17 protein-coding genes and 9 pseudogenes are annotated in these 25,007 nt (G+C 60.9%); 14 read left to right on the forward strand and 12 right to left on the reverse strand.

Annotated elements, in window-relative coordinates; all coding sequences use genetic code 11:
* The first annotated feature begins 59 nt into the window (after nucleotides 1–59).
* Nucleotides 60–1,031, forward strand: a complete 972-nt coding sequence (locus AB1I47_RS13475; RefSeq protein WP_354684257.1) for a LysR family transcriptional regulator — start codon at nucleotides 60–62, stop codon at nucleotides 1,029–1,031.
* Nucleotides 1,032–1,281: 250 nt separating this feature from the next.
* Complete coding sequence (locus AB1I47_RS13480; RefSeq protein WP_354684258.1) at nucleotides 1,282–1,863, forward strand: NADPH-dependent FMN reductase; 582 nt, start codon at nucleotides 1,282–1,284, stop codon at nucleotides 1,861–1,863.
* Between the two features lie 120 nt (nucleotides 1,864–1,983).
* Here AB1I47_RS13480 and AB1I47_RS13485 read toward each other — a convergent pair whose 3' ends face one another.
* On the reverse strand, nucleotides 1,984–2,442 hold the full coding sequence (locus AB1I47_RS13485) for an RNA-guided endonuclease InsQ/TnpB family protein (protein ID WP_407935831.1): 459 nt from the start codon (nucleotides 2,440–2,442) through the stop codon (nucleotides 1,984–1,986).
* A gap of 103 nt (nucleotides 2,443–2,545) precedes the next feature.
* Between AB1I47_RS13485 and AB1I47_RS13490 the strand changes: the two are divergent.
* Nucleotides 2,546–2,716 (forward strand): annotated as a pseudogene (locus AB1I47_RS13490) (transposase); the annotation flags it as partial.
* 70 nt (nucleotides 2,717–2,786) lie between these two features.
* Here AB1I47_RS13490 and AB1I47_RS13495 read toward each other — a convergent pair.
* On the reverse strand, nucleotides 2,787–3,344 hold the full coding sequence (locus AB1I47_RS13495) for a 4-hydroxylaminobenzoate lyase (protein ID WP_354684259.1): 558 nt from the start codon (nucleotides 3,342–3,344) through the stop codon (nucleotides 2,787–2,789).
* 502 nt (nucleotides 3,345–3,846) lie between these two features.
* On the opposite strand from AB1I47_RS13495, the gene AB1I47_RS13500 reads away from it, so the two are divergent.
* The 3 genes and pseudogenes from AB1I47_RS13500 to AB1I47_RS13510 form a co-directional block, all read left to right on the forward strand.
* A complete protein-coding gene (locus tag AB1I47_RS13500; protein ID WP_354684260.1) occupies nucleotides 3,847–5,199 on the forward strand; it encodes an aromatic acid/H+ symport family MFS transporter in 1,353 nt (450 codons plus the stop codon).
* Between the two features lie 107 nt (nucleotides 5,200–5,306).
* Entirely contained in the window at nucleotides 5,307–6,008 is a 702-nt protein-coding gene (locus AB1I47_RS13505) for a nitroreductase (RefSeq protein WP_354684261.1), read from the forward strand.
* A 27-nt stretch (nucleotides 6,009–6,035) separates the two neighbouring features.
* Nucleotides 6,036–6,371: pseudogene (locus AB1I47_RS13510) on the forward strand (IS110 family transposase); the annotation flags it as partial.
* Nucleotides 6,372–6,595: 224 nt separating this feature from the next.
* On the opposite strand, the gene AB1I47_RS13515 reads toward AB1I47_RS13510, so the two are convergent.
* From AB1I47_RS13515 to AB1I47_RS13545, 7 genes and pseudogenes are all read right to left on the reverse strand, one after another.
* Nucleotides 6,596–7,567: a threonine/serine dehydratase family protein gene (locus AB1I47_RS13515; RefSeq protein ID WP_354684262.1), complete on the reverse strand. Its 972-nt coding sequence runs from the start codon at nucleotides 7,565–7,567 to the stop codon at nucleotides 6,596–6,598.
* A gap of 37 nt (nucleotides 7,568–7,604) precedes the next feature.
* Entirely contained in the window at nucleotides 7,605–8,594 is a 990-nt protein-coding gene (locus tag AB1I47_RS13520; RefSeq protein ID WP_354684263.1) for an ornithine cyclodeaminase family protein, read from the reverse strand.
* 182 nt (nucleotides 8,595–8,776) lie between these two features.
* A complete protein-coding gene (locus AB1I47_RS13525; protein ID WP_354684264.1) occupies nucleotides 8,777–9,553 on the reverse strand; it encodes an aspartate/glutamate racemase family protein in 777 nt (258 codons plus the stop codon).
* A 172-nt stretch (nucleotides 9,554–9,725) separates the two neighbouring features.
* Nucleotides 9,726–10,517, reverse strand: a complete 792-nt coding sequence (locus tag AB1I47_RS13530) for an FAD-dependent oxidoreductase (RefSeq protein WP_354684265.1) — start codon at nucleotides 10,515–10,517, stop codon at nucleotides 9,726–9,728.
* A gap of 68 nt (nucleotides 10,518–10,585) precedes the next feature.
* The gene (locus AB1I47_RS13535) at nucleotides 10,586–11,911 is read right to left on the reverse strand and encodes an NAD(P)/FAD-dependent oxidoreductase (protein ID WP_354684266.1); all 1,326 of its coding nucleotides are present in this window, start codon (nucleotides 11,909–11,911) and stop codon (nucleotides 10,586–10,588) included.
* A gap of 20 nt (nucleotides 11,912–11,931) precedes the next feature.
* Nucleotides 11,932–12,651 carry a cupin domain-containing protein gene (locus AB1I47_RS13540; RefSeq protein WP_354684267.1) on the reverse strand — a complete coding sequence of 240 codons (720 nt, stop codon included), beginning with the start codon at nucleotides 12,649–12,651 and terminating at the stop codon, nucleotides 11,932–11,934.
* A 42-nt stretch (nucleotides 12,652–12,693) separates the two neighbouring features.
* A pseudogene (locus tag AB1I47_RS13545) lies at nucleotides 12,694–13,106 on the reverse strand (aldehyde dehydrogenase family protein); the annotation flags it as partial.
* Between the two features lie 730 nt (nucleotides 13,107–13,836).
* Here AB1I47_RS13545 and AB1I47_RS13550 point away from each other — a divergent pair.
* Nucleotides 13,837–14,317: pseudogene (locus tag AB1I47_RS13550) on the forward strand (RNA-guided endonuclease InsQ/TnpB family protein); the annotation flags it as partial.
* A gap of 676 nt (nucleotides 14,318–14,993) precedes the next feature.
* On the opposite strand, the pseudogene AB1I47_RS13560 reads toward AB1I47_RS13550, so the two are convergent.
* Nucleotides 14,994–15,335 (reverse strand): annotated as a pseudogene (locus tag AB1I47_RS13560) (SDR family NAD(P)-dependent oxidoreductase); the annotation flags it as partial.
* Nucleotides 15,336–15,445: 110 nt separating this feature from the next.
* Complete coding sequence (locus tag AB1I47_RS13565; protein WP_354684268.1) at nucleotides 15,446–16,924, reverse strand: TolC family protein; 1,479 nt, start codon at nucleotides 16,922–16,924, stop codon at nucleotides 15,446–15,448.
* An 87-nt stretch (nucleotides 16,925–17,011) separates the two neighbouring features.
* Between AB1I47_RS13565 and AB1I47_RS13570 the strand changes: the two genes are divergently transcribed.
* From AB1I47_RS13570 to AB1I47_RS13595, 6 genes and pseudogenes are all read left to right on the forward strand, one after another.
* Nucleotides 17,012–17,629, forward strand: coding sequence for a TetR/AcrR family transcriptional regulator (locus AB1I47_RS13570; protein WP_354684269.1), 618 nt, complete (start codon nucleotides 17,012–17,014; stop codon nucleotides 17,627–17,629).
* Between the two features lie 85 nt (nucleotides 17,630–17,714).
* The gene (locus AB1I47_RS13575) at nucleotides 17,715–18,830 is read left to right on the forward strand and encodes an efflux RND transporter periplasmic adaptor subunit (RefSeq protein WP_354684270.1); all 1,116 of its coding nucleotides are present in this window, start codon (nucleotides 17,715–17,717) and stop codon (nucleotides 18,828–18,830) included.
* Complete coding sequence (locus AB1I47_RS13580) at nucleotides 18,827–21,973, forward strand: efflux RND transporter permease subunit (protein WP_354684271.1); 3,147 nt, start codon at nucleotides 18,827–18,829, stop codon at nucleotides 21,971–21,973. Before AB1I47_RS13575 ends, AB1I47_RS13580 begins: the two co-directional genes overlap by 4 nt.
* A gap of 308 nt (nucleotides 21,974–22,281) precedes the next feature.
* A complete protein-coding gene (locus AB1I47_RS13585; protein ID WP_354684272.1) occupies nucleotides 22,282–22,563 on the forward strand; it encodes a hypothetical protein in 282 nt (93 codons plus the stop codon).
* 154 nt (nucleotides 22,564–22,717) lie between these two features.
* A pseudogene (locus AB1I47_RS13590) lies at nucleotides 22,718–23,302 on the forward strand (IS5 family transposase); the annotation flags it as partial.
* A 346-nt stretch (nucleotides 23,303–23,648) separates the two neighbouring features.
* Nucleotides 23,649–24,053 (forward strand): annotated as a pseudogene (locus AB1I47_RS13595) (transposase); the annotation flags it as partial.
* 201 nt (nucleotides 24,054–24,254) lie between these two features.
* Here AB1I47_RS13595 and AB1I47_RS13600 read toward each other — a convergent pair.
* Nucleotides 24,255–24,713 (reverse strand): annotated as a pseudogene (locus tag AB1I47_RS13600) (thiamine pyrophosphate-dependent enzyme); the annotation flags it as partial.
* A 145-nt stretch (nucleotides 24,714–24,858) separates the two neighbouring features.
* Here AB1I47_RS13600 and AB1I47_RS13605 point away from each other — a divergent pair.
* Nucleotides 24,859–25,007: pseudogene (locus tag AB1I47_RS13605) on the forward strand (ISL3 family transposase); the annotation flags it as partial.

The following is a 25,007-nucleotide window of genomic DNA, read 5'->3' on the forward strand; positions in this document are numbered from 1 at the left end:
GTTGTGCTCTGGAGGGTAGAATGCGCGGAACATTTGGTGCGTTGTCATTCGGACGAAAGATGAACCTCGCAAGGATCGACCTGAACCTGTTGCGCGTCTTCGATGCGGTTTTCGAAGATCGCAATCTGCTGGCCGCGGGCAAGCGCCTGCATCTCAGTCAATCGGCAATTAGCCATGCGCTTGGCCGCCTTCGCGATGTGCTCCAAGATGACCTCTTCGTCCGCACAGCCAAGGGCATGGAGCCGACCGCGCGCGCGGTCGCGATGGCTACGCCCATCCGAAGCGCCTTGCGGCAAATCCAGACCGCGCTCGGTGATGAACCCTTCGATCCGGCCAGCGCACGGCGGGAATTCGTGGTGGCCGCGAACGATTACATCACATTGATTCTTCTCAGCCGGCTGAGCCAGCGCCTGCGCGCGGAAGCGCCGATGGTCGACCTTGTGGTTCGCCCCTCTACAAGGCTCGATCTGGCCGGACAGATCGACATCGGCCGTATCGACCTTGCCATTGGCATCTTTGCCGAAGTGCCAGCGCGGCTCCAATCGATGGTGGTCTGGAAGCAGACGGAGGTACTGATTACGCACCGTGATCATCCGATCGGCGACCGTGCGCTCACCAATGAGGACTTGTTGATCTATCCACTGGTCACCGTGTCGCTGGGTGGGCAGGAGGAAGGCGCGGTCAGCGGCTTTATCGTCGAACGGGGTCTTGCACGTCAATCGGAAATGTTCGACCGGCAGGCGCTTGAAGACGCGTTTGCGGGTTCTGCAAAGCAGCCGCGTATCCGTGTCGCAGTGGCGCATTCGCTGGCGATACCCTCTCTGGTTCGCCACAGTGACATGCTGGCGCTCGTACCTTCGCCGTTGGGCCGCGAGTTCGAGCGCAATGGTGAGTTACGCATTCATTCGGTGCCCTACCCAACGCCAATGACGTCGGTACGGGCGGTGTGGCACGGCCGCAATGCCGAAGATCCGGCCTTGCGATGGCTGCGCAAGCAAATTGCCGATGTGGCGAGCCAGGTGCGAACCTAGTTCGTCCTATTCGCTGCAAGGTCGCCTTGCACGCATTTCACCGCAGTCGGCCTTGTCCCTGTGGCACCATCAGGACACCATGCGCATCGACATCTTTGGCGCCACGCGGGCTGACCTTTTTTTCCGGCACCTAGCTTTCGCCTCATCGTGACACGATCGTGGCATGCGGCTCCGGTCGTTCGCCCCGCTGACATTCTGCAGCGTGCGCGCGTAACGCACCCGGAAATTTCCATCGCTTCAGAATATCAACATGACAGTAAAGATTCTTGCATTGTGTGGCAGCACGCGTCGCGGTTCCGTCAATCGCAAATTGCTCGATGTGGCAGTGCGCGGCGCAGGCGACAGCGGCGCGGAGGTCAGGCTTGTATCGCTGGCCGATCATACGTTGCCGTTCTATGACGGCGACTTCGAACAGGACTACGGCGTACCAGCAGCGGCAAGGGAATTGCAGCAGTTGCTGGCAGAGCATGACGCACTGCTGGTGGCGTCGCCTGAATATAACGGCGGCTATACCGCGCTGCTCAAGAATGCCATTGACTGGATGAGTCGGCCGATGGCAAGCGGCGAGTCGGGCATGCAGCTTTTCCAGCAAAAGGTTGCCGCAGTGATCAGCGCTTCGCCAGGGCCAATGGGCGGTATCCGCTCCATGCTGGGAATGCGCGGCGTACTGGAGAAACTCGGCATGCTGGTGATACCGCAGGGATTCTCCCTGGCAGCAGCACATCAGGCATTCGACGTGGATGGCGGTCTGATCCAAAAGCCGGTAGAGACCGAAGTGCGCGCCGTGGGCGCCAAGCTGGTGGAGACGGCCCGGCGGTTGTCGAAGGCCTAGACGTTAAAACGTTCGCACGGCTGCCGCAGTGCGAGTTACGGGTCAGCTCGCGGTAGGACTTTCACCTCCAAGATCGCGCCCATGCTGGGCGCACACATCCTCCCCGCCCTGACGGGATTCCTACTGCATCTGGGCCGCGAAGGCTTCGATTGCTTCGGCGGGTTCCTGCTTCACCGAGCGGCCCGACTGCACCGTCTTTCCACAGGCTAACAAGCGCTGTCCGCGCTCTAAAACGTTGATCGCGCCGACGTGATCGGCGTTTGCTTCGTGGCCGCATTTGACGCACGCGAACAGTGCTTGCGTGCGACGGTTGTCGGCTGAAATATGCCCGCAACACGGGCACATACGGCTCGTGTTGGCCACTGGAACGGCGACGAAGAAGCCGCCGCGCCACGCTGTTTTGTACTCCAACTGGCGACGGAATTCGAACCACCCTTGATCGAGGATGGATTTGTTGAGCCCGCTTTTGCCCGAACGTTGCGCCCTGGCGCGTCGGCTGTGCCGCTTGCCGCTTGCCGATTGGCTCATGTTGCGCACCTGCAAGTCTTCGAAGGCAATCATTGCGTGGTTCTTGCTGATCGACATTCATCGCGCCGCTCGCCAGCTTCAAGAAACACGAGCAGCGGCTCGCGAAATATCAGCGCCGAATGGCCCGCAAGGTCAAAGGTTCATCGAACTGGACCTGAAGGGCGTGTCCAGCCGCATGATCCGCAAGAAGAGCTACCCAAGCATTCGCAAAAAGCTGTGGGGCGGTGCGCTGTGGTCGCCGTCGTACTTCGCCGGCAGCTGTGGCGGCGCTCCCGTCGGACAAATCATCCGCCAGTACATCGAACAGCAGCAGACGCCGCAGTGACCGCCCAAAGGACGGCCTATGGCGTCACGGGCTATCCTTTCCCGGCCGGAAGGCCGAGCCGCGCACCGGGTCAATGGCCGTCCGGTGCCTTGACGTTGTAGGCAATCCTGCCTGCAGGCAGGAAGAAGAGTGCGATCACGGCGCCGCCCTTGGCCTCGGGATAATGATGACTGCCTGGTGCGGGGGCAGTCCACCCGCCGTAGCACCAGCCATTCGGGCCAGCCAGCGCCGCGCCTTCATTGAGCGCCACCACCAAGTTGAACTCGCCATAAGGGTGGGAATGATAATCGCCGCGGAAGGCATCTTCCGGGTTGCGCTGATCGTTATCGGAACTGTCCATATAGACCGCGGTAATGCTGAAGCCGAAGGTCGCCTCCGACGGATCGACAAGGCGCGAACGCCGGTACTTATGACCCGCGATTTCCGTGTTGGCGGCCCAGCCTTCCTGCTCGACACCGATCGTGATCAGTCGGGCGAGATCCTTGTACAACGCGCTTTCGGGACCGTATTTTGTGTTCAGCCATTGCTCGACTTCGGTACCGGTGGTCATGTCCTTGACCTCCTCAAGAAACGGAATGCAGCGAGCGATCAATTGCTCCCTGTGATTGGATGCTCCGGTATTTGACATATTGTCCTCATGATCTCGGTTGAGCGCCGGCTCGCATCGTCAACGATGCTGATCGATGTGCCCGCGCCGCGGCGTATCGCCTGCAGGCACGATGCCATATGATGCGCAACTGCGGAAGCGACGACCGTGCAAGGTGAAATTGCATGCCGTGCAAGAAGCTCCATCTGTGACGCAGGTTCCACCGTTCAATATCCATATGCACAGATTTCAATGACTCCTTTATCTCGCGCTGGCGATGAAGAAATTAGTGCTTTTGTGAAAGAAAGGACGTCACCACGATCAATTCACGCTGGATTTCCCGCATCTTCGCTAAATAGATGCCACTGACAAAGGGATATGAATGACGAGCAGCCTGTTTCCTGTCCGGGTTGACCCTGTTGTCGCTCGTCATCTACGACTCTAAGCTCCGCCCCGATGTCTTTCATCTTCCAGCAGGTGTCGACAATGCATCGACCACCTGTTCGTCGAGAGAGCTGTGAAGAGTCATCCCACAGGAGTTGTCATGAGTACTTACCAGAAGCCGACATCGAACGTCATCGATGTCCAGCAGTTCATTGATGAACATCCGTTTTCGCCATATCAATGGCTGATCCTGCTGATTTGTTTTCTGATCGTCGCTGCGGACGGTTTCGATACGGCAGCGATCGGCTTCGTTGCGCCGGCCGTTGCCAGGGAATGGTCCATTTCCGTCGGTGCGTTAGGGCCGGTGCTCAGTGCGGCGCTAGTCGGCTTGGCGCTGGGTGCGCTGCTGGCAGGACCGATCGCCGACAGGATAGGCCGGCGCAGGGTCTTGATCGGCTCGGTCTTCTTCTTCGGCCTTTGGACCACGGCGTGCGTGGCAGCAACGGACATCTGGCAACTCACCGTTTTCCGTTTCTTGACCGGCATCGGACTTGGGGCGGCTTTGCCCAATGCGACGACCCTGCTATCGGAGTATGTGCCGGCAAAACGGCGCGCATTGCTACTGAACATCATGTTCTGTGGTTTTACACTGGGCGCCTCGGCGGGCGGACTTGCCGCGGCCGCTTTGATACCTGATTTCGGATGGCGATCGGTCTTCGTGGTCGGCGGCGTTGTACCGGTCGTGTTGGCAATCGGCCTGATCAGGTTACCCGAGTCGATTCGCTTCATGGTGATCAGGGACTGGCCGATCGAACGGATTCGCAACGTACTACGCCGGGTCGCCGATGACCCTGCTATCGCCACATCACGCTTCACGGTTTCGGAGAGCCGGGAAGACCAGCAACGCACACCGATCGGCGCGATGCTAGCCAGGCCGTACCGATTCGGAACGCTGACGCTGTGGCTGGCCTACTTCATGGGACTGGTCGTCTATTACACACTCACGAGCTGGATGCCCACGCTGATCCGCGAGGCAGGCTTCACACTGCGCGAGGCCGCACTCGTTACGGCGCTGTTTCCGGCGGGTGGCGTGCTCGGTGCGCTGATCTTCGGCTGGCTGATGGATCGCTGGAATCCCTGCCGAACCGTTGCGCTCGCTTTCCTTCTTCTCGGCGCCGCGGTCTGTGCGATGGGGCAGGGAGCGGCCAGCACCGGGTCGCTGGCGGTTCTGACTTTCGTGGCGGGCGTTTGCATGACGGGCGCGCAGATGTCGATGCTCGCACTGGCGGCGCTTTTCTATCCCACCCACAGCCGCGCGACTGGGGTGGCCTGGATGCTCGGCGTGGGGCGCTTCGGTGGCATTCTCGGTGCCATGGGCGGCGGCACGCTGCTCGCGGCTGGCTACAACATGATCTACATCTTCACGCTGATGGCCGTGCCAGCATTTGTTGCCGCAATGGCTCTGTTCGTGATGGCATGGGGCCGCGCGCGTCCTGCACTCGCCGGTGATTGAATCGTGGCTGTTGTGCAGCGGGTGCAATCTGCCCTTGCATATGTTTCACCGTGCGCTTCCTTTACGCCATGTCATCATAAGGAAGCCTCCTTGCTCGTTCTCTGCTCATGACAATTACTCGAGACTCTCATCCCACCGCATCCATCGTCGACGGAATCATTCGCGCCCGTCGCGCCGTGAGATACTTCAGACCTGATCCGGTACCACAATGCATGGTCGAGGACATTCTCGACGTGGCAAGATTTGCCCCAAGCAACTCGAATATCCAGCCTTGGCACGTCTACGTACTGGCTGGGCAGGAACAAGCCGCGCTGAGTGAAACGTTGAGACAAGCGCACATGGAGGATCGGCATCCTCCGTTGCAACATATTCCTGACCCGCTTCCCGAAGCGATGAGAGTGCGCCAGGAGGCGTTCGGATCGGTGTATTACGGCGCGCTGGGAATATCCAAGTGCGATATGCAGCAACGCGCCAAAGTAACGGCGAGAAACTTCGATTTCTTCGGTGCGCCCGTTGGCTTGATCTTCGCGATTGATCCATCGCTCACCAAATTCAGCTGGCTGGACTATGGCTTGTTTATCCAGACGATCATGATTGCCGCCAGCGCCATTGGCCTGGCCACGTGTCCTCAGGTGTCGTTCGTGCGCTATCAGGACATCATCTCCAGGCACCTCGAGTTTCCCGACGGCTTCCAAGTCGTGTGCGGAATGAGCCTCGGCTTCCCCGACGGAGAGTCGATTGTCAACCGTCTCGATATGGCGCGTGAGCCCGTTGAGGGCTTCACGCGCTTCCTGGGCTTCGATGCCTGAGCGTGCAGTCGACTCGATGCCGACTGTGATCTGAAGCGCGCCCGCCAACGACTGAAGGCCTTTCTGCTTTCACATGGAGTCCGCTACAGCGGCAGAGGCGACTGGCGACCAGCGCACCGGCGCTGGAGCAGTGCCTTTGTATTCGATAGCGCGTGGCAGCAACTGGCCTTTGACGAATATTGACGTGCTATCGAGGACCGGATCGCGCAATGCAGCCGTGTCGAAGCCGCCCTGCGCGAGGCAGTGGTCAACTGGCGCTTCTACTCGGCCGTACTGGCCTTGCAGGCCATGCGCGGGGTGCAGTTCACCACCGCCGTGGGCATGCTCGCGGAACTGGCTGATCTCTCGCGCTTTGCACATCCGCCCGCTTCTAATCGTCGAGCGCGAGTTCTCGAAAAAGCCAGTGCTTGTGCGCGCTGCCGTCTTCAGTCTACTGCAAACCGGCCGCGTGCATGCTGAGGAATTGCGAACCGATTCATTGTCGTGGATGACGAAGTTTGCAATACATCTCCCATCACGACTTCATATGCAGCCTATCCATTGACTCAACAGCGGCATACTTCTCGTTCGGCCAGCGCGCCGAAAGCTTACTCGACAGCATTGTATATTTCGGCCAGGTCGCACAGGTCCCAGTTGCCGCCGGTCAGTACCACGCAGACCTTTTCATCCGGCCGGACCTTGACGACGCCCGCCAGTAGAGCGCCGATACCGATCGAGGCGGCGGGTTCGGCGATCAGCTTCGCGTCCTTCGCCAGGGCCCGCATGCCTTGAATGATGTGCTGGTCCTTGACCAGAACGATCTCGTCCACGTAGCGCTCGATGATGGGATAGGGGTTCTGTCCTGGCACACTTATCCGCAAGCCGTCTGCAATGGTGTTCTTCAAGGGAAGCGTGGTGCGCTCCTTGTTCAACCTGCTGTGATAGTACTTCGGCGTCAAGGCAGGCTCCGCGCCAACGACCCGAACCGATGGCCGGGTTTCCTTGATGGCGGTGGCGATGCCGGAAATCAGGCCGCCGCCGCCCATGGGGATGATGACGGTATCCACATCCTGTAGATCTTCCAGGATCTCGCAGCCGATCGTTCCCTGCCCTGCCATCACCAGCGGGTCTTCAAAGGCGTGGACGACTGCGTAGTGGTGTTCCTCAGCAATTTCATACACCCTCTTCCACCGGGCAGCGGTATCGCCATCGAAGAGGATGACCTCCGCACCGAGGGCTTCGGTATTGGCGATCTTGATTTTCGGGGTGGTCACCGGAAGTACCAGAATCGCTTTCACTCCCAGCATTCGGGCAGCGTAGGCGAGCCCCTGAGCGTGATTGCCGGAAGACGTGGCTATGATGCCGTTGGCGATCTCTTCCCTGGGTAGCGAGAGCGTCTTGTTCAGCGCGCCGCGAATCTTGAACGCCCCGGTGATTTGCAGCGTTTCGGGCTTCAGGTAGAGCTGACAACCGGCGGCTTTCTCCATCTTCTCCGCGCGCAGTAGCGGCGTATGTTTGATATGGGGTTTCAGCCGTTCGTGGGCTTCTCGAATGTCCTGAATGGTTGGATGAACGCTCATGGGATTTCCTTTCCCCTTACTGCCGAAAAATCAAAATTCAAAGGAACGCAAAGAAAGTCCCAATGTTGTTTTCCAGTGCATTTCGATAAATCTTTTCGGCAGTGGTGTTGTCCTGTATGGCCATGCCCGTGGAATCGAAGATGGTGATTTCTTCATCGTTTTCTCGGCCCGGCTTCTTGCCAAGCAATATCTCGCCGATTTCGCCATGGATATCGTCAAGAGTGATGATTTTCTCGTTCATCGGATGAAAGGTTTCCCCTTTTTCGATGCACTGCGAGATGGAGTCATTGACTATCTTGGCGTGCCTGAATATCTCAGGTTCCAATTCCTGCTTGCCTTTCTGATCTGTACCAATGGCAACGATGTGGGTACCGGGCTTTACCCAGCTCGCTTCAACGAGCGGGCCTTTTCCACGGGTGGCGGTGATCAGGATATCCGCCTGCCCAACCGCCTCCTTTTTTGAATTGGCCAGGATCACAGGGATACCGAACTCGCCTTCGATATCCGTTTTGAAGCGGGCCAGCGTCTGCGGGTTTCTGTTCCAGGCATGGATCTCTTCGATCTGCATCACTAGGCTGATCGCTCGAATCTGCATCCTGGCCTGGTTTCCGGTACCTATGGTGGCGATTTTCTTCGAGTTCTTTCTTGCGAGCGCCTTTACCGAGACGGCCCCCGATGCCCCGGTCCTTAGACCGGTGAGCAGACTTCCATCCATGACGCAGATCAGCGCGCAGCTCCTGGCATCGAACAGCAGAATGGATCCCATACCGTTAGGCACGCCATGTGCTGTCGGGTTATCGAGGAAGCCTCCGGAAGAGGCTTTCATCGAGATTATTTCATTGGTCTTGTAGTAACCGACCTTGAAGTCGATTTCTCCGCGCGGTGCCGGAAGATGTATGCCGATATAGTCAGGCTGTACCACCTGTCCACTGCTGAAAGCCCTGTATGCCTCTTCCACCGTACCTATGACTTCCTTCATAGATATCAATTTTCCGACTTCTTCCTTCGTTAGCAGCAGTGTTTTCATCTACCGAGCCTCGCTATTCTTATCAAGAGCATGTGCCATTCGCCAGATATGCGCATCCAACATCAAACCCGGCTTATCTCGCCATGTTCAACGCATCACCAGCCTGTCTGCAATTAGTATGCAGCCGAGCGCTCAGCAGAAAATTTCGGAAGTCGTGCAAAAATCGTAACTTCCGACTGTTTTTACCGCTGCCGGCGAAATCTGAAGCGGCCGCATGATGCTTGAACCAGGTAGGCATCGGTCGGAGAGCAGGGTCTTGGGATCTGCTTCTTCACAATTGCGGCGATGGACGTTGAAGGATGCGACTCCCGCACCCGGGCGACCATCTCTTGCACCAACAGTTCCGGGCTCGCGAACACCGGCAGCCCGAGTTGGTCGGCGAGCGGTTCGCACAAGTGCGCCAACGAGGCTTGCGCCAGAACGATGCGATCGACGCGTGGCGCCAACTCTGCCGCAGCTTCGCGCACGAGGCGATCGTGCAGGTCACGCCGGCCACTGGCCAAGGCGTCGAATGCCGCCGCGCACAAGAGGCTCTCCGCCGGGATATCGCGGCCGGCGCTCTGCGCGTGCGCAGTCAGCAGTGCCCGGCTCGGTGCGACCGTCGACGGGGTCGTGCAGATCAGACCGACGCGGCCCGGCGCGCTTGCCACGCGGGCGTAGAGGGGATCGTCGATTTTGAGGATCGGCACACTCACCGTCTGACGCGCGGTATCGATGGCTGGCGAGGTCGACGAGCACGTGAAAACAATCAGCTCGGCACCCGCATCGGCCGCCACCTGTGAGAGTGTGGCGATGCGGCGCGTGATGCCGCTTGAAGGACCTTGCCGGATCAAGTCCTGAAGGACACTTTCGTCCAGCATGTGAAAGCAGTCTGCGTCTGGCAAATCCGACTGAAAGCGCGGACGGAAATGCTCGACCAGCATCGCGACGGTATGGATGAAAGCAATGCGCCGGATCATGGAAGTGTCAATGGAGAGATCAGTAGTGCTGCGCGAGCCATGCGTCGACTTCCGTACAGCGGAATGCCGCGGCGGCACGATACTCTGGTGCACTGGATGGCCACCGCGGCATTGGCGAAGTGGGCCGCAGCCGAGACATGTACACCCAGGCGGAAGCGGCTTCGCTCGCAGCTCAGACAGCGGCGGTGACCAGAATCTCCACCAGCAAGTCGGGGTGTGCCAACTTGGACTCGCCGGTGGCGCGTGCCGGCCGTACCGGCGCGTGGAGGCCGACTTGACCGGCCAAGCGCGCATTGCCCAGCCCCGCGGCCAGTACAAGCTTGGGCGCGCGGAACTGCTGGCCGCCGCTGTGCGCCGTGAACAGGCCATCTGCATGCGTGATGCGCTCCACCCCGTGGCCCGTCTTGAGCGTCACGCCCCGCTGGGTGCACGCGGTGTGCAGTGCTCGCAGGAGCTTAAGCGGATTGACATGGCCGTCCATCGGCGAGTAGCTGGCGCCGACTACCTTCGGTCCCACGTGGGGTAATCGCTGCAGCAGGGCCGCGCGGTCCAGGATCTCGAACGGGTACTCGCCGCCAACCTCATCGCGCACGGCGGCTAGCCGCTCGCTGCGCGCAGCGAGTTCGGCCTCGGAAAAGCACAGGTAGAAGCCGCCGGTCTGCCTGGCCTGGACATCGATGGCGGTTTCGCCCTGCAGACGCGCCGCCAGCGTGGGCCACTGCCGGGCGGATTCCCGGCTCCAGCGGGCATAGTCAGGTACGCCGCGGCCCTTGCCGTGAACCCAGATCAAGCCGAAGTTCCCACGCGAAGCGCGAAACACATCGTCGCCTTCATCCAGGACCGTGATGCTCCTGCCGAGCTGGCCCAGCCCGTAGGCCACTGCCGTGCCGACCAAGCCGCCGCCGATCACGATCACATCGCTCGAAAACATGTAAGCCTTTGGTGCCGGCTTAGATTCATTCATGGACCTCTCCTGGTCGGCGTAGGCGGAGTGATGGGCTGGGTCGGGGTTTGGCGCGTCGCAGGCGCGGCCTAGAAATCAGCGACCTTGCCCCATGCTGAGCCGCTGAACCGCCCCGGCCGGTACGGTATGGGATCCACGATCGGTTCGGCACCGGTGGCAAGGTCCGCGATAAGGTGGCCGGCGCCAGGGCCGATTCCAAAGCCGTGTCCGGAAAAGCCCGCAGCCAGGATGAAACCCGGTATGGATGGCACTTCGCCGATGCCGGGAACACCATCCGGCGTGCTGTCGACAAAGCCGGCCCAGGCGTCCGTGATCCTTGCTTCGCGCAGTTCAGGCAGGAGTTCGAGAGCGCGACGGTGTGTCTCCCTGACCGTCGCGAGATCGGGCTTCGGATCAAGGATGCGCACTCGCTCCATTGGGGTCGGGGCATCGAGGCGCCACCGCTTCAGCGTTTCGTGCCCACCACGAATGCCTTCCAGGCCTCCCGGAAGAAGGCTGCGCCAGCGCTTGGCGAACATGGGCACGAACTGTGGGGCGAATCGCATAAACTGTGGCGTCACGTCCACGCGTGCGCGGCCGCTGATGGCCAGGGCGAAGCGTCCGTCGCTGCGACGCGTAATGGACACGCCTGTCGTAAATAGGGCATCCGGCAAGCAATGCTCTACAGGGGAAACGCTCAGGATGGATTGACGGATCGAGGCCTGGGGAAAACGGATGCCGAGCTGGCGGCAGAACGAGGACGCCCAGGCGCCACCGGCCAGCACGGCCGTCCTGGTTTTGATGACCCCGGCTTCCGTGATGACGCCGCTGACTCGTCCGCCTTCCGTCTCGATGCCGCGGGCAGCGCAATTTTGGTGAACGCTGCCACCGAGCTTGATCAGGGCAGCTGCCACGGCCGGCGCAGCCTTGCCTGGATCGGCAGTGCCATCGCTGGGCGAGAAGACGCCGCCTTTCCAGGCGCGCCCGGTCGCCTGCCCCCGCTGGGCGGCTTGCCGGCTATTGAGCATGTAGGTTGCCACTCCGGCGGTCTTTGCAAAATCGCCCCAACTGGACCAACGGGATAGCTCCGCCTCGTCGTTACTGAGATACAAGAGCCCGCAGCGATGGAAGCCCGTGTCTTCTCCGCTTTCTGCGGCAAAGCGTTCCCAGAGGTCAAGGCTCTTGCTCGCTAGCGGCAGTTCGCGAGCATCGCGGTTCTGCTGCCGGCACCAGCCCCAGTTGCGGCTCGATTGCTCGGCGCCGATCCTCCCCTTTTCGACCAGGGCGACCGAAACGCCGCGCTTGGCCAGGTAGTAGGCGGTAAAGACGCCAATGATGCCGCCGCCGATCACGACGACATCAGCCGAAGCCGGCAGCGTGGGCGAAGTTTGAATGTGGTGCAGCGGAGGGGACATGATGGATCTCGCTCGTCGATTCAAGCCTGGACGCTTTGAACTACGTAGAATTTCGCCACGCGATCGCTGCTTTCCCACCCGATCGGTGCGCCCTGGGGCACGAACAGCGCATCTCCGGCGCCCACCGACAGCACGCTGCCATCGGGGGCCGCGAACCGCACGCTGCCGGCCAGCAGATGCATGAATTCGTTGAGGCGATGCGGACGGACGACCCGGTGGTAGGGTGTCGAGTCCCAGGTGCCCGCGAGGTACTGCGCGCCCTCGTCGGTGAAGACATTGTCGCTGCGGCATTGGGGGGATGGGCCCAGCAGCGTCTCCGCCGGGGGCGGTGTGGACGGCTTGAAGTCGGCGTTGGCGCGCAAGGGGATGAGGCCGGGGTTGGTCGGTTTCTCGCAAGCCGCCGCGCAGAAGGAAAACCGCACGCGGGATCCGGCCTGGATGCGCAGCGCCGTGCCGCATCCGATGACAGCGCCCGCTTGCGGACCCAGTACCAGCGGGGCCGTTCCCGCTGCGGTCAGCGTCAGCTCTCCTTCCACCACGACGATGGTTTCGATGTGAGGGAAGCTCGCGACATCGAGATCGCCAATGAAGCTGGCCCGACCAGCGATCATGGAGTCGGGTCCTTCCCATGCGATTTCGCGCTGTCGCGCAAAGGGATCGTCATTGCCGAAGGCCGCCCTGCGGAATTCAGTTGAAACGGGCGCGCCATCGGCGCGATGCAGCACTAGGGCCACGGTCATGATTGCTCCTGCGCGATGCGCGATGTCTTCACTGAAAGCCTGTCAGTCGGTACCGGGTGCCGAGGCATCCTGGAAGCCAAGAATGGCCTGGTTTCCAGGTATTCCTTGAGACCTTCTATTCCGTATTCGCGACCATTCCCTGAACGCTTGTATCCGCCAAAGGGAGCGTGGGGATTCCGGGCCGGATAGTTGATGTGCACCTGCCCGGACCGGATCCGCGCTGCGACGGCCCGGGCCGCGCCGAGGTCCTTCCCTTGCACATGGGCGCCCAGGCCGTAGACAGTGCCATTGGCGATCTCCATGGCCTCGTCCACGCTGTCATAGGGGATCAACGCGAGGACCGGACCGAACTTCCTGCGCGATCTGCATCTGGGGATCCACCGAGGAGAAGATGGTCGGGCGGCAGTAGAAGCCGGGCTCAAGGCCTCCGGCCGGCCGGGGCCGCCACAAACGACCCCTCGCAGCTCCGTCGTCGACCCATCGACTGAGGAGCCTGTCGCGGAGGTCGCGCTGGGCAGTGCAATAGCCAGGCGGTCAGCGCTCCTGAGGTGCTCGATGATGGAGGAGGTCACGGATTCGGTCATTTGGAAACGGCGTCAGGGTTGCTCATTGCCATCCATAAAAGCGTGACCATGGATGCTTGGCAATGCGGTGGGCTGCGTCATGATGGGGCTGAGATCGGGCCTTTGGATGTCCAAAAGTTTAGGCCGCGAGCCCCTCTCGCCGGTGCCGCAATGAGGGTCTTGCACAAAGCAAACTGCGGTTATGCGAGTCGCTACAGCAGATCCTGCCATCGCGCATACGTCATGGGCCTTCAGCTGCCCCAGCATCAACTCCGCGCCAGTGTGCCCCCGACACCCAAAGTACGGAACACACGCCAGTTCGCCTTCGTCACACAAATTGTGGAAGACCCAACTTTCCTTCGCTGTTTAAGTCATTGATTTCATTGAGGTTGCGTGCGGTTTCGCTGCCATGCCACGCGAATTGACAACATTCCTTTAGGATCGGTGACGACTTTCCGGGCGGGCGACCGCCGTTCCACGCCGATACAACATCCTCCACAGGATCGGGCGGGCGCCTACTCCGAGGCGCTCGACATCGCGCTGCTTGGAACGAATCGCCCAAGCTGTCGCAAGCCGCGCGCTGGTGACTGACTCCATCAACTTCAGGAGGCATGCGCCGCTCGCCGGGTCGTGCCGCTTCGTCTTCAACCAGGCGCTGGCGTTGCAGAAAGAGCGCTACGAGGCCGGCGAGAAGAAACTCGGCTACGCCGGGCTGTGCAAGCTACTCACTGAGTGGCGCAACGGCGCGCAAACACCGTGGCTCAAGGACGCGCCGACGCACCCGCTGCAACAGACGCTCAAGGATCCGGAGCGGGCCTACGCCAATTTCTTCGCTTGCCGACTTCCCGCGCTTCAAGGGCCAAGGCGACAGCTTCCGTTACCCCGACCCGAAGCAGATGAAGCTCGATCAGGGCAACAGCCGCATCTTCCTCCCGAAACTCGGCTGGATTCGCTACCGCAACAGCCGTTTGGTTCTTGGTGAGGTCCGTAGCGCCACGGTATCGCTGCGCGCCGGCAAGTGGTACGTCTCGATCCTCACGTCGCGCGAGGTCGAGCGGCCTGTGCCGCACGGCCCCGCCGTAGGGATCGACGTCGGCGTGGCCTAGATGCAGTAGGAATCCCCGTCCTTTCAGGGCGGGGAGGATGTCAAGTTGTCATCGTCAGTCAAACCGAGGTGGATACGCATTTTGGTGTGTACGAGCGGATGCCGGCAGAGAAGCTCGGCACGGTGCCGCCCATCCAGTGAAGCGTCAGGATCGGGCTTCCGGGGTCAATGACGAGGCTCGTGGCATGAATCCAGACACCAGCATTGGCCCAATGCCTGACGGCGACCTTGAGCGGAGAGCCCGACAAGCTGCGGCCACCCGGACTGGCGCCCGTTTACCGGGCCGCTGTCGCCGGCGAGTGTGCGCCACGCGCTGGTGATGCTGAACGCCTCTTCAACCGGGCACCAAGGCCGGCTACCTGGCCAGCAATCCGCTCGCGCTGGCGCGCCGCCCGCGCGCCCCGACGCAGCCACGCATCACGCGCTACCTGAGCCACGAACTGTGGGACGCCGGACGCCGCCGCGGCGATGCCGGGGTCGACCGACCCCGCCACCGCGCGCAAGTGGCTGCATGCGGCGCGCTGCCGCTGACTATTGAGCGCGCTCTATCTGGGGAACTGCGCGAGGCCGAGGTCAGGCCTGGAGATGACCCGTTTTTTTGGACACCCGCTATCTTGAACCGTAGGGGGTACCAATCATGGCCAAGACTCGAGTGCCGTATGCCGCTGCTTTCCGGCAGCAAATGATCGCAGGATGCCAAAAACATTGGTGTCGAACAGCGACTGGGCTTCGGCAATCGACGTTTCTTCGGTCGAGCCGAGCAGGGTCACCCCTGCACTGTTGACCAGCACGTCGATGCGTTTGGCGTGAGCGATGATGGACTGGATTCCATGTTGAACCGAAGCTTCATCACGGATGTCCATCTCGACCAGTTCAACGCCCGATATCGGCTGCGCTGTTGCGGAGTTGCGCACAGTGCCGAATACCCGGTAGCCTTGCTGGGCAAACTTCGCGGCAGTGCCACGGCCGATGCCCGATGACACGCCGGTAATCACGACAACTTTGGAATTCGACATGGCAGTTCCTTTCTGTATGCGGGGATTGAGATGGCGGCAGTTCAGCTTTTGCGATGAGACCGGCTGGATGCGCGACCTCATTCATTCAGGTTCATGACAGGCACAGGGCGCTATTGAGCGAGCTCTGGCGGCCTGGTTGCCACGACGGCGGATTCGTCCGGTTGCCAGCCACCACCGAGCGCCTTGAATGCCGACACCGCAGCGCGTGCCGATTCCGTCTGTGCCTGCGCTCGCGCGTCCGATGCGCGTAGCAGGCTTTCGTCGGCTTGCAGGACTTCGATCAGGCTGACGACGCCTTTCTGATAGGCAGCGAACGAAGCATTGCGGGCGCGGCCAAGCGACTCCACGCCTTGCGTGAGCACGGCAGCTTGCTCCTCACGCTTGACCAAGGCAGAGAAGGCGTTTTCCACATCTTCCGTTGCTCGCAACACGGCGAGCCGGTATGCCGCCAGCCTCTCCGCTTCTTGCCCCTTGGCTTGATCGATTTGCGCGTTGATGCGGCCGAAATCGAACAGGCGCCAGCGCAGACCCAACACACCGGCGAACTGACTCGCGCCGCTGCTGAAGAGATTGCCCGCGCCGATCGATGTTGCGCTGCCGATCAGCCCGCTTAGCGAAAACTTGGGGTAATACTCGGCGATGGCGACACCGATACGGGCGTTTGATGCCGCGAGGCGACGCTCGGCGACGATGAGGTCCGGGCGGCGCCTCAGCAATTCGCCCGGTGATCCGCTGACCGCAATTTGCGGAGCGGCCGGGATGTCGCCGCCTTCAGCAAGTTCGGCCCGGTGAGTGCCCGGCAGCGAGCCGAGCATCACGTCCAGGGCGTTCATCGCCGCGTCCAGGCCCGCCTCAAGCGGCGGGATGGAAGCTCGAACCTGGGAAAGCGCGCCCTCGGCCTGCCTGACCTGAAGCTCTGCCGCCAACCCTTTGCCGTACAGCAGGTTGATGGTGGACAGTAATTCCTGCTGCGTTTGCACTTGGTGACGGCCCACTTTCAGGCGAGCCTGCAAACCACGGACAGTGATGTAGATATCGGCGGTCTGTGCGGCCACGGCCAGCCGTGTGGCCACCGCGCCAGCTTTGGAGGCCTGGTACTCGGCAAATGCCGCTTCGCGGCCACGGCGCAGGCCGCCGAAGATGTCCAACTCCCAGCTCGCGCTGCCATCAAGCCCGTAAGTATTGCCATAACGGTCGAACCCAGGTCTGGAACTTAAGACTTGGCCCAAGGGGGTTTCGACGGACTGGTACGCGCGGGCGGCCTGTCCTGTGACATTGCCGGAGGGCAGCAACGCAGCATTGGCAGCGCCAAGGCCGGCCCGCGCCTGAGTGACACGGGCGAATGCCTGTGCCACATCCAGATTCTGCTCCAGCGCAAGGTGTACGAACCGGGTCAGTTGCGGATCGCCAAAACCGGCCCACCATGTGGATAGATCCGCTTCGGCATTCGCGGGCCGCTGCACCACAGCCGCCTGACCCTGGAACCGTTCCGGAAGCCGCATATCGGGCTTCACATAATCTGGACCGACGGCACAGCCCGTTGCCAGGCTGGCGACGAAGAGTGCGGCAAGGGAGAGTTTTGGCAGCATGGGAAGGTTCCATCGGAAGTCTCAGTGACTATAATACAAAACAGTCACCAGTTGTTCAACTATCGCGAGTCGCGTAAGCTGGAGCCCATGAAGAAGACCAGTACCTATCCCGTTTCCGCCCGCGGTCCGGCCGACCATGACGTGCGGGACCAGATCGTTGCCGCGGCCACCGAGCACTTCGGTCGCTACGGCTACGAGAAGACAGCCGTTTCGGACTTGGCCAAGGCCGTCGGTTTTTCCAAGGCGTATATCTACAAGTTCTTTGAGTCCAAGCAGGCCATTGGCGAGACCATCTGCGCGAACTGCCTGCGGGAGATCGAGGCTGAGGTCAGTGCCGCCGTGGCGGAGGCCAATTCGCCGCCAGAAAAGCTGCGGCGGATGTTCAAAGCCCTTACCGAGGCGAGCCTTCGGCTATTTTTCCAGGACCGCAAGCTGTATGAGATTGCGGCCTCGGCAGCCACCGAGCGCTGGCAAGCCGTGCTTGCCTATGAAGAGCGCATCCAGAAGCTGTTGCGTGATGTGTTGCAAGAGGGCCGGCAAACCGGGGACTTCGAGCGCAAGACACCGTTGGATGAGACGGCGATGGCTATCTACCTGGTCATGCGCCCGTACCTGAATCCGTTGCTTTTGCAGCACAGCTTTGACTACACGGACGACGCGCCGGCGCACTTGTCCAGTCTGGTGCTCCGTAGCCTGTCACCATGACGGGTCAATATTTCGAAGTGACCATTGACTAAATTAGTCACGCGTACCACAATGAAAGCCCAGATCATCTGTCAGTGGGGCTTTCATGCTTTGGCGTCGCTTTGCTACCTCTACCGTTATTTGTGCGTTGCCGTTCGCATTGGGCGCTTGCGGCGAAAGGGCCACTGCGGACCCTCGCACTGAGGCACCGCTGGTACGTCCCGCGCTCGTCCAGGCGGTAACTCCTGCCTCACGCGCGTTCACTGGAACAGTCGCTGCTCGGATCCAGAGCGACCTCGGGTTCCGCGTCTCCGGCAAGGTGCTGGAGCGGCTCGTCGATGCCGGGCAAACCGTCAAGCGCGGGCAGCCCCTCATGCGCATCGACCCCGTCGATCTGAAGCTTGCTGCGCATGCGCAGCAAGAGGCAGTCGCTGCAGCGCGAGCACGAGCACAGCAGTCGGCAGGCGATGAAGCACGCTATCGCGATTTGCGCGGCACCGGTGCAATCTCGGCGTCCGCCTATGATCAGGTCAAGGCCGCCGCTGACGCAGCCAGGGCTCAACTCAGTGCGGCAGAAGCGCAAGCTGATGTCGCGCGGAACGCCAGCCGCTATGCGGAGTTGGTTGCTGATGGCGATGGTGTGGTGGTGGAAACGCTGGCCGAACCCGGCCAGGTTGTCAACGCTGGGCAGGCCGTGGTGCGCGTGGCCCACGCTGGGCGTCGTGAGGCGGTTATCCAGTTGCCGGAAACCCTGCGTCCGGCCATCGGCTCCGCCGCACAAGCCGCCCTTTTCGGTAAAGAAGGCATCACAGTACCGGCCAAACTCCGACAGCTTTCGGATACGGCAGATCGACTCAGCCGCACGTTCGAGGCCCGCTATGTGTTAGACGGGGAACTGGCCAATGCACCATTGGGCACCACGGTCACAATTCGGATCCCAGATGGGCATTCTCACCCACAAGGCGATATGCAGGTGCCCATTGGAGCCGTCTTCGATGCAGGCAAGGGCCCAGGAGTGTGGGTCATCCATGGCGAGCCGGCAAAAGTTTCCTGGCGGTCGGTCGCGATCCAGAGCCTAGGTGACGAGGGCGCTCGCGTTACAGGTCAGGTCAAACCAGGTGACCACATCGTTGCGCTCGGCGCGCATCTGTTGCGCGAAGGCCAGCAAGTCCGCGTGGCTGGCCAGGCTACCAGTACTGCGACCGCGGAGGTGCGCCTGTGAGCCAAGGCCGTTTCAACCTGTCAGCGCTCGCAGTACGCGAGCGTGCCATCACCGTGTTCCTTATCTGCCTGATTTCCGTGGCAGGGCTCATTTCATTTTTCAAGTTGGGCCGCGCGGAAGACCCGGCGTTTACGGTCAAGGTGATGACAATCATCACCGCCTGGCCCGGCGCCACCGCGCAGGAAATGCAGGACCAGGTGGCCGAGAAGCTCGAAAAACGCATGCAGGAACTGCGCTGGTACGACCGCACGGAGACTTACACAAGACCCGGCCTGGCGTTCACGACGTTGACCTTGCTCGACAGTACGCCGCCTTCAGCAGTCCAGGAGGAGTTCTATCAAGCCCGCAAGAAAGTCAGCGATGAGGTAGGCAATCTCCCCCTTGGCGTGATCGGTCCGATGGTGAATGACGAATATGCGGACGTTACCTTTGCGTTGTTCGCGCTCAAGGCGAAGGGCGAGCCACAGCGTTTGCTGGTGCGCGACGCGGAGACGTTGCGGCAGCGATTGCTGCATGTGCCGGGAGTGAAAAAGGTCAACATCATTGGCGAGCAGTCGGAGCGCATCTACGTCGAGTTTTCGCATGAGCGTCTCGCGACGCTAGGCGTTAGCCCGCAGGACGTGTTCGCAGCACTCAACAGCCAGAATGCGCTGACGGCTGCGGGCTCCGTCGAGACGAAAGGTCCGCAGGTCTTCATTCGCCTGGACGGCGCCTTCGATGAACTGCAGAAGATCCGTGATACGCCTGTCGTGGCACAGGGGCGCACACTGAAACTGACGGACATTGCCACGGTCAGACGCGGCTATGAAGATCCGGCCACGTTCATGGTGCGTAGCGGCGGGCAGCCCGCCTTGCTGCTCGGCATCGTCATGCGGGAAGGCTGGAATGGGCTGGATCTCGGCAAAGCGCTGGACAAAGAGGTCGGGGCCATCAGCGCTGAATTGCCGCTGGGGATGAGCTTTACCAAGGTGACGGACCAGGCCGTCAATATCAGCGCCGCGGTCGATGAGTTCATGGTCAAGTTCTTCGCCGCGCTGCTGGTGGTCATGCTGGTGAGCTTCGTGAGCATGGGCTGGCGTGCGGGCTTGGTGGTTGCCGCGGCCGTCCCGCTGACACTGGCGGTGGTGTTCGTGGTGATGGCCGCGACCGGCAAGAACTTCGACCGCATCACCCTCGGCTCCCTGATTCTGGCCTTGGGCCTGCTGGTGGACGACGCCATCATCGCCATCGAAATGATGGTGGTGAAGATGGAAGAGGGATACAGCCGCGTGGCGGCCTCGGCCTATGCCTGGAGCCATACCGCTGCGCCCATGCTGTCCGGCACACTGGTCACCGCCGTTGGCTTCATGCCCAATGGCTTTGCACGATCGACCGCGGGCGAATACACCAGCAACATGTTCTGGATCGTTGGCATTGCGCTGATCGCGTCCTGGGTCGTCGCCGTGGTCTTCACACCTTACCTGGGCGTCATGATGCTGCCCGACTTCAAAAAGGTGGAAGGTGGCCACGCCGCGATTTACGACACCCCACGCTACAACCGCTTCCGTCAACTGCTGGGGCGCGTCATCGCGCGCAAATGGCTGGTCGCCGGTTCGGTGGGGGGACTCTTCGCCTTCGCCATCCTCGGCATGGCGGTGGTCAAGAAGCAATTCTTCCCGATCTCCGACCGCCCTGAAGTACTGGTCGAGCTGCAGATGCCCTATGGCACATCGATCGCGCAAACCAGCGCCGCCACGGCGAAAGTGGAAGCCTGGCTGGCCAAACAAAAGGAAGCCAAGATCGTGACTGCCTACGTTGGTCAGGGCGCGCCACGCTTCTATCTGGCCATGGGGCCGGAACTGCCTGATCCGTCCTTTGCCAAGCTCGTGGTCCGCACTGACAGCCAGGACGAACGCGACGCATTGAAGCAGCGGCTGCGCCAGGCCATCGCTGACGGTCTCGCCGCCGAGGCGCGCGTACGGGTCACACAACTGGTATTCGGTCCGTATTCGCCGTTCCCGGTTGCTTATCGGATCACGGGTCCGGAGCCGGACAAGCTAGCCACTATTGCGGCTGAAGTGCAGCACGTGCTGGATGCCAGTCCGATGATGCGCACAGTCAATACTGACTGGGGTACGCGCACGCCCACGCTTCACTTCACCTTGCAGCAGGACCGATTGCAGGCGGTGGGACTGAGCTCCAGCGCCGTGGCGCAACAGCTGCAGTTTTTGTTGAGCGGCGTGCCGGTTACCGCCGTGCGTGAGGACATTCGCACCGTGCAGGTCATGGCGCGTTCGGCCGGCGACGTTCGGCTCGACCCGGCCAGGATGGGCGACTTCACGCTGGCAGGCGCCAATGGGCAGCGCATCCCGCTGTCGCAGGTGGGCAAGGTCGACGTGCGCATGGAGGAACCGATCATGCGCCGGCGCGACCGTATGCCGACGATTACCGTGCGGGGCGACATCGCCGACGGCTTGCAGCCGCCGGACGTATCCGCGGCGATCACCAGGCAGCTTCAGCCCATCATGGACAAGCTGCCAAGCGGCTACCGCATCGAGCAGGCTGGCTCCATCGAAGAGTCGGCCAAGGCGACGAAAGCCATGTTGCCGCTATTTCCGATCATGCTGGCGATCACCCTGCTTATCATCATTTTTCAGGTGCGCTCGATCGCCGCGATGGTCATGGTGTTCCTGACCAGCCCGCTGGGTCTGATCGGTGTGGTGCCCACCCTGATTCTGTTCGGGCAGCCTTTTGGCATCAATGCGCTAGTCGGCCTGATTGCACTTTCGGGCATCCTGATGCGCAACACGCTGATTCTGATTGGGGAGATTCACCACAACAAACAGGCGGGATTGGATCCGTTCAATGCTGTTGTGGAGGCAACCGTGCAGCGCGCTCGGCCCGTGGTCCTGACTGCATTGGCTGCGATCCTGGCCTTCATCCCGTTGACCCATTCGGTGTTTTGGGGGGCACTCGCTTACACGCTCATCGGCGGCACCTTCGCAGGGACCATTTTGACGCTGGTGTTCCTGCCAGCCATGTATTCGATTTGGTTCAAGATCAGGCCCAACGATTCAGCCGACCTGCAGCAAGATCGGCTTGAGGAAGCGCACACCCTCCTTGTTCCAGAGCCAAGCTCGTACGGTAAGAGCTTGTCCGCCTGAGTAGTAGTCCCGATTCGACTGCACTGAATACACGAGCAGCAAGCGGTACGTTTCAGATAGACGTCGAAGACTGGGATTTTAAGTTGCGTGACTCAATTTCGAGGCTGGCTACCATTTTTCGGTGGATTGGATCCGCCACTCCCCCGACTCTTTTTGATTCGTGGGAGGACAAGGGATCGTACTTGGAATTGAAGTCCTTCAATAGGGGCGATTATCGAAAGACGATTTTTACTGGTAAGGAACGTTGCTCAATGTACCCAGAATTTTGTCGAAAAAACCAGCAATTACTCAGTTGAAGGAGAACCCGAATGATCGCCAGGTCAGTCTTTTTTACTACGCTCACGCTCGCAGTTTTGGTTGCCTCGAATGTCACGGCAGCCGCCTCCGCTAGAAGCAAGGTCGGGGCGCACAACGCGCACCCCGGCAAGCTCCAGGTTAATTGCGAAACAGCGAAGTTAGGGAATTTCGATCCTTTCAGCGACGGCACGCGAAGTGGTACCGCAGATCCACGTACGGAAAGTGCAAAGCTGGAAAATTTTGACACGTTCGGCGACGGCTTGCACACGACTGTTCCCCGAAATTTCCGCTAGCTGCAACGTTGCCAGCATGCGCTTGCGCGACAGCAAGGCCCTAAGGAAAGACTGATTTAATCAGCGCGGCAGTCATCGTTGAGTGGCGTGTAAGCGTTGTCATATGCATGCCAAAGATATGAGTCGGAGATGAAGCGACAGATCAGTTTTGCGGCTGCTCAAGTTCCGCCGCCTGCTCGTCGAGCATGAACTGACGCGAAAGCTGTTCGACGAGATCGGCATCATGCTGTGTGAACGTGGGCTGATGATGAAGGAAGGCACGATTGTGGATGCCACTATCATTGAGGCGCCACCGTCGACCAAGAACAAGGAGAAGAGCCGCGACCCGGAGATGCACCAGGCCAAGAAAAGTAATGCCTGGCACTTTGGCATGAAGGCGCACGTCGGCGTGGATGCGGCTTCGGGGCTGGTACACAGTGTGGTGGGCACCGCAGCGAACGAGTCGGACGTGTCGCAAGCGCATGCCTTGCTGCATGGCCACGAGGAGCACGCGTTTGGCGACGCGGGCTACACGGGCGTGGACAAGCGCGAGGAGATGCAAAGCAAGACCGTGAAGTGGCAGGTGGCCGTCAAACGCGGCAAGATAAAGGCGATGCGTGACGGTGCGGTCAAGGACTTGCTGATCGCCGTCGAGCGGGCCAAAGCAAACACGGCGCAGTTGTTCAGCCTGTTTGGTCTGGCGAATCTGGCACTGGCCAAAAAGCAATTGTTGGCGCTGCAGGGGAGCAGTCCGTCCTGAGCACACGAAGAGCGCCAGGAAAGGCGCGAAACGCGAGAAAAACCGGCTTGAATCGGTCTATCTCTCTCGCATTGCGACAACCGCGGTCATTGGCCTGTGCGACATCAAGAGCAAACCTCATTGATCAGCACTTCCCTAAGTGATTACAAGGCACGAAGTCGGCCGCTTCAGGCTTTCGGCTGCCGGTGCGAGCAGCAGCAACTCTTTTCTCCCCGCCTGCCCATGCAGACCTCCATCTCTTCCCTTCGGGCAGGCGGTTTTTCGTATCCCCAATTGCTTCTACGGGCTATGAGCAGCACGCGAACTCCTATGGCCCTGGCGCGACAGCACTTTGCCGGGCTGGCTCCTGAGCCGTTTCGCCAACGTCAAGCACTTCTGCTCGTGGCTCGGGCTCTGCCCCGGCACCAGGATCAGCGGTGGCAAGGTCTTGTCGGCGCGCACGCGACGCTCGACCAACCGCGTTCGTCAGGCGCTCAAGCTCGCGGCCATGAGTCTGTCGCGCAACCGTTCGGCGCTAGGCGCCTTCTACCGGCGCCTGTGCGCGCGCATGGACAAGCCCCGCGCCAATACGGCCGTCGCCCACAAGCTCGCTCGCATGATCTACTTCATGCTCACGCGCGGTGAGGACTACGTCGATCAGGGTCAGCAGAAGTACGAGGAGCAGCAGCGCCAGCGCTCCATTGCTGCTTTGCGCCGGTGCGCCGCCGACCTCGGCTTCGCCATCACGCCTGCGACAGTGGCAACTGCATAGCGCTGCCGGCCCTTATCTGTTTCTCGGGAGACTGGAGTGCAAGGCCGTACTCGTACGGATTTACGCAAGCCGACTCGCCATCGAAGAGCAGCTTGCAAAACCGGGAACGAGGTGGCAAACGCCTCCACGTCCCGTACCACGAGCCGCGCCGCACCGGCTTGCTGTTCGTCCCTGGACATTGCTCTCCCCCTCCCTAGCCTGTTATTGGTGTGCCGCTTGCCTTCGCAGCGAGCTGACCGTGGCGCGCGGCGAGACCACCTGTGGATCCGTGCGCAGTTCGATCAGCGCGGGCTTGCCGGCCGACCGCGCGCGCTCGAACGCCGCCGGGAAGTCCGTGGTTCGCAGTACCCGCTCGCCTGCCATGCCATAGGCGCTGGCCAGCACCGCGAAGTCCGGGTTGACCAGTTCGGTGCCGTGCACGCGCTCCGGATAGTGCTTCTCCTGATGCATGCGGATGCTGCCGTACATGCCGTTGTTGACCACGATGACGATGATGTTCACGCCGTACTGCACGGCAGTGGCGAGTTCCTGACTGTTCATCAGGAAGCAGCCGTCTCCCGCGAAGCAGACCACCGTGCACTCCGGATGGAGCAGCTTGGCCGCGAAGGGAATGCCATAGCCCATGGTGCCGCTGGTCGGGGCGAGCTGGGTGCGCAAGCCAGTGTCGTCTGTCGACATTGGGGTTCGCTAGTAAAGGTTGCTTAACGATCGACGCGCGTTAATAAAAGGTTCTTCGCAGAAAACCGTGGCCCGAAAGAGCACATTTTGTATGCTGATGTCTGTTTCTTCAGGTATCAGGGGATGTGTGCTGGATCGCAAGACGCTGCAAGCACTGGGTTGCTGGAAGGGCTACCGGCTGGAGCGCGTGGAATGGCCGGAGGGAGAGAGCCGTACGCTGTCGTTGTACTTGAAGCCGGTCAGCAAGGTCATGCATTGCGAGGAGTGTGGCGCGCG

Source organism: Cupriavidus necator (assembly GCF_040578825.1).
Taxonomy (GTDB): Bacteria; Pseudomonadota; Gammaproteobacteria; order Burkholderiales; family Burkholderiaceae; genus Cupriavidus; species Cupriavidus necator_E.

Coding starts and splice junctions, on each gene's coding strand:
- AB1I47_RS13495 (WP_354684259.1), bottom strand. CDS start 3,344: ATGTCAAATACCGGAGCATCCAATCACAGGGAGCAATTGATCGCTCGC.
- AB1I47_RS13475 (WP_354684257.1), top strand. CDS start 60: ATGAACCTCGCAAGGATCGACCTGAACCTGTTGCGCGTCTTCGATGCG.
- AB1I47_RS13570 (WP_354684269.1), top strand. CDS start 17,012: ATGAAGAAGACCAGTACCTATCCCGTTTCCGCCCGCGGTCCGGCCGAC.
- AB1I47_RS13515 (WP_354684262.1), bottom strand. CDS start 7,567: ATGAGCGTTCATCCAACCATTCAGGACATTCGAGAAGCCCACGAACGG.
- AB1I47_RS13500 (WP_354684260.1), top strand. CDS start 3,847: ATGAGTACTTACCAGAAGCCGACATCGAACGTCATCGATGTCCAGCAG.
- AB1I47_RS13525 (WP_354684264.1), bottom strand. CDS start 9,553: ATGATCCGGCGCATTGCTTTCATCCATACCGTCGCGATGCTGGTCGAG.
- AB1I47_RS13480 (WP_354684258.1), top strand. CDS start 1,282: ATGACAGTAAAGATTCTTGCATTGTGTGGCAGCACGCGTCGCGGTTCC.
- AB1I47_RS13535 (WP_354684266.1), bottom strand. CDS start 11,911: ATGTCCCCTCCGCTGCACCACATTCAAACTTCGCCCACGCTGCCGGCT.
- AB1I47_RS13530 (WP_354684265.1), bottom strand. CDS start 10,517: ATGAATGAATCTAAGCCGGCACCAAAGGCTTACATGTTTTCGAGCGAT.
- AB1I47_RS13575 (WP_354684270.1), top strand. CDS start 17,715: ATGCTTTGGCGTCGCTTTGCTACCTCTACCGTTATTTGTGCGTTGCCG.
- AB1I47_RS13565 (WP_354684268.1), bottom strand. CDS start 16,924: ATGCTGCCAAAACTCTCCCTTGCCGCACTCTTCGTCGCCAGCCTGGCA.
- AB1I47_RS13520 (WP_354684263.1), bottom strand. CDS start 8,594: ATGAAAACACTGCTGCTAACGAAGGAAGAAGTCGGAAAATTGATATCT.
- AB1I47_RS13505 (WP_354684261.1), top strand. CDS start 5,307: ATGACAATTACTCGAGACTCTCATCCCACCGCATCCATCGTCGACGGA.
- AB1I47_RS13540 (WP_354684267.1), bottom strand. CDS start 12,651: ATGACCGTGGCCCTAGTGCTGCATCGCGCCGATGGCGCGCCCGTTTCA.
- AB1I47_RS13585 (WP_354684272.1), top strand. CDS start 22,282: ATGATCGCCAGGTCAGTCTTTTTTACTACGCTCACGCTCGCAGTTTTG.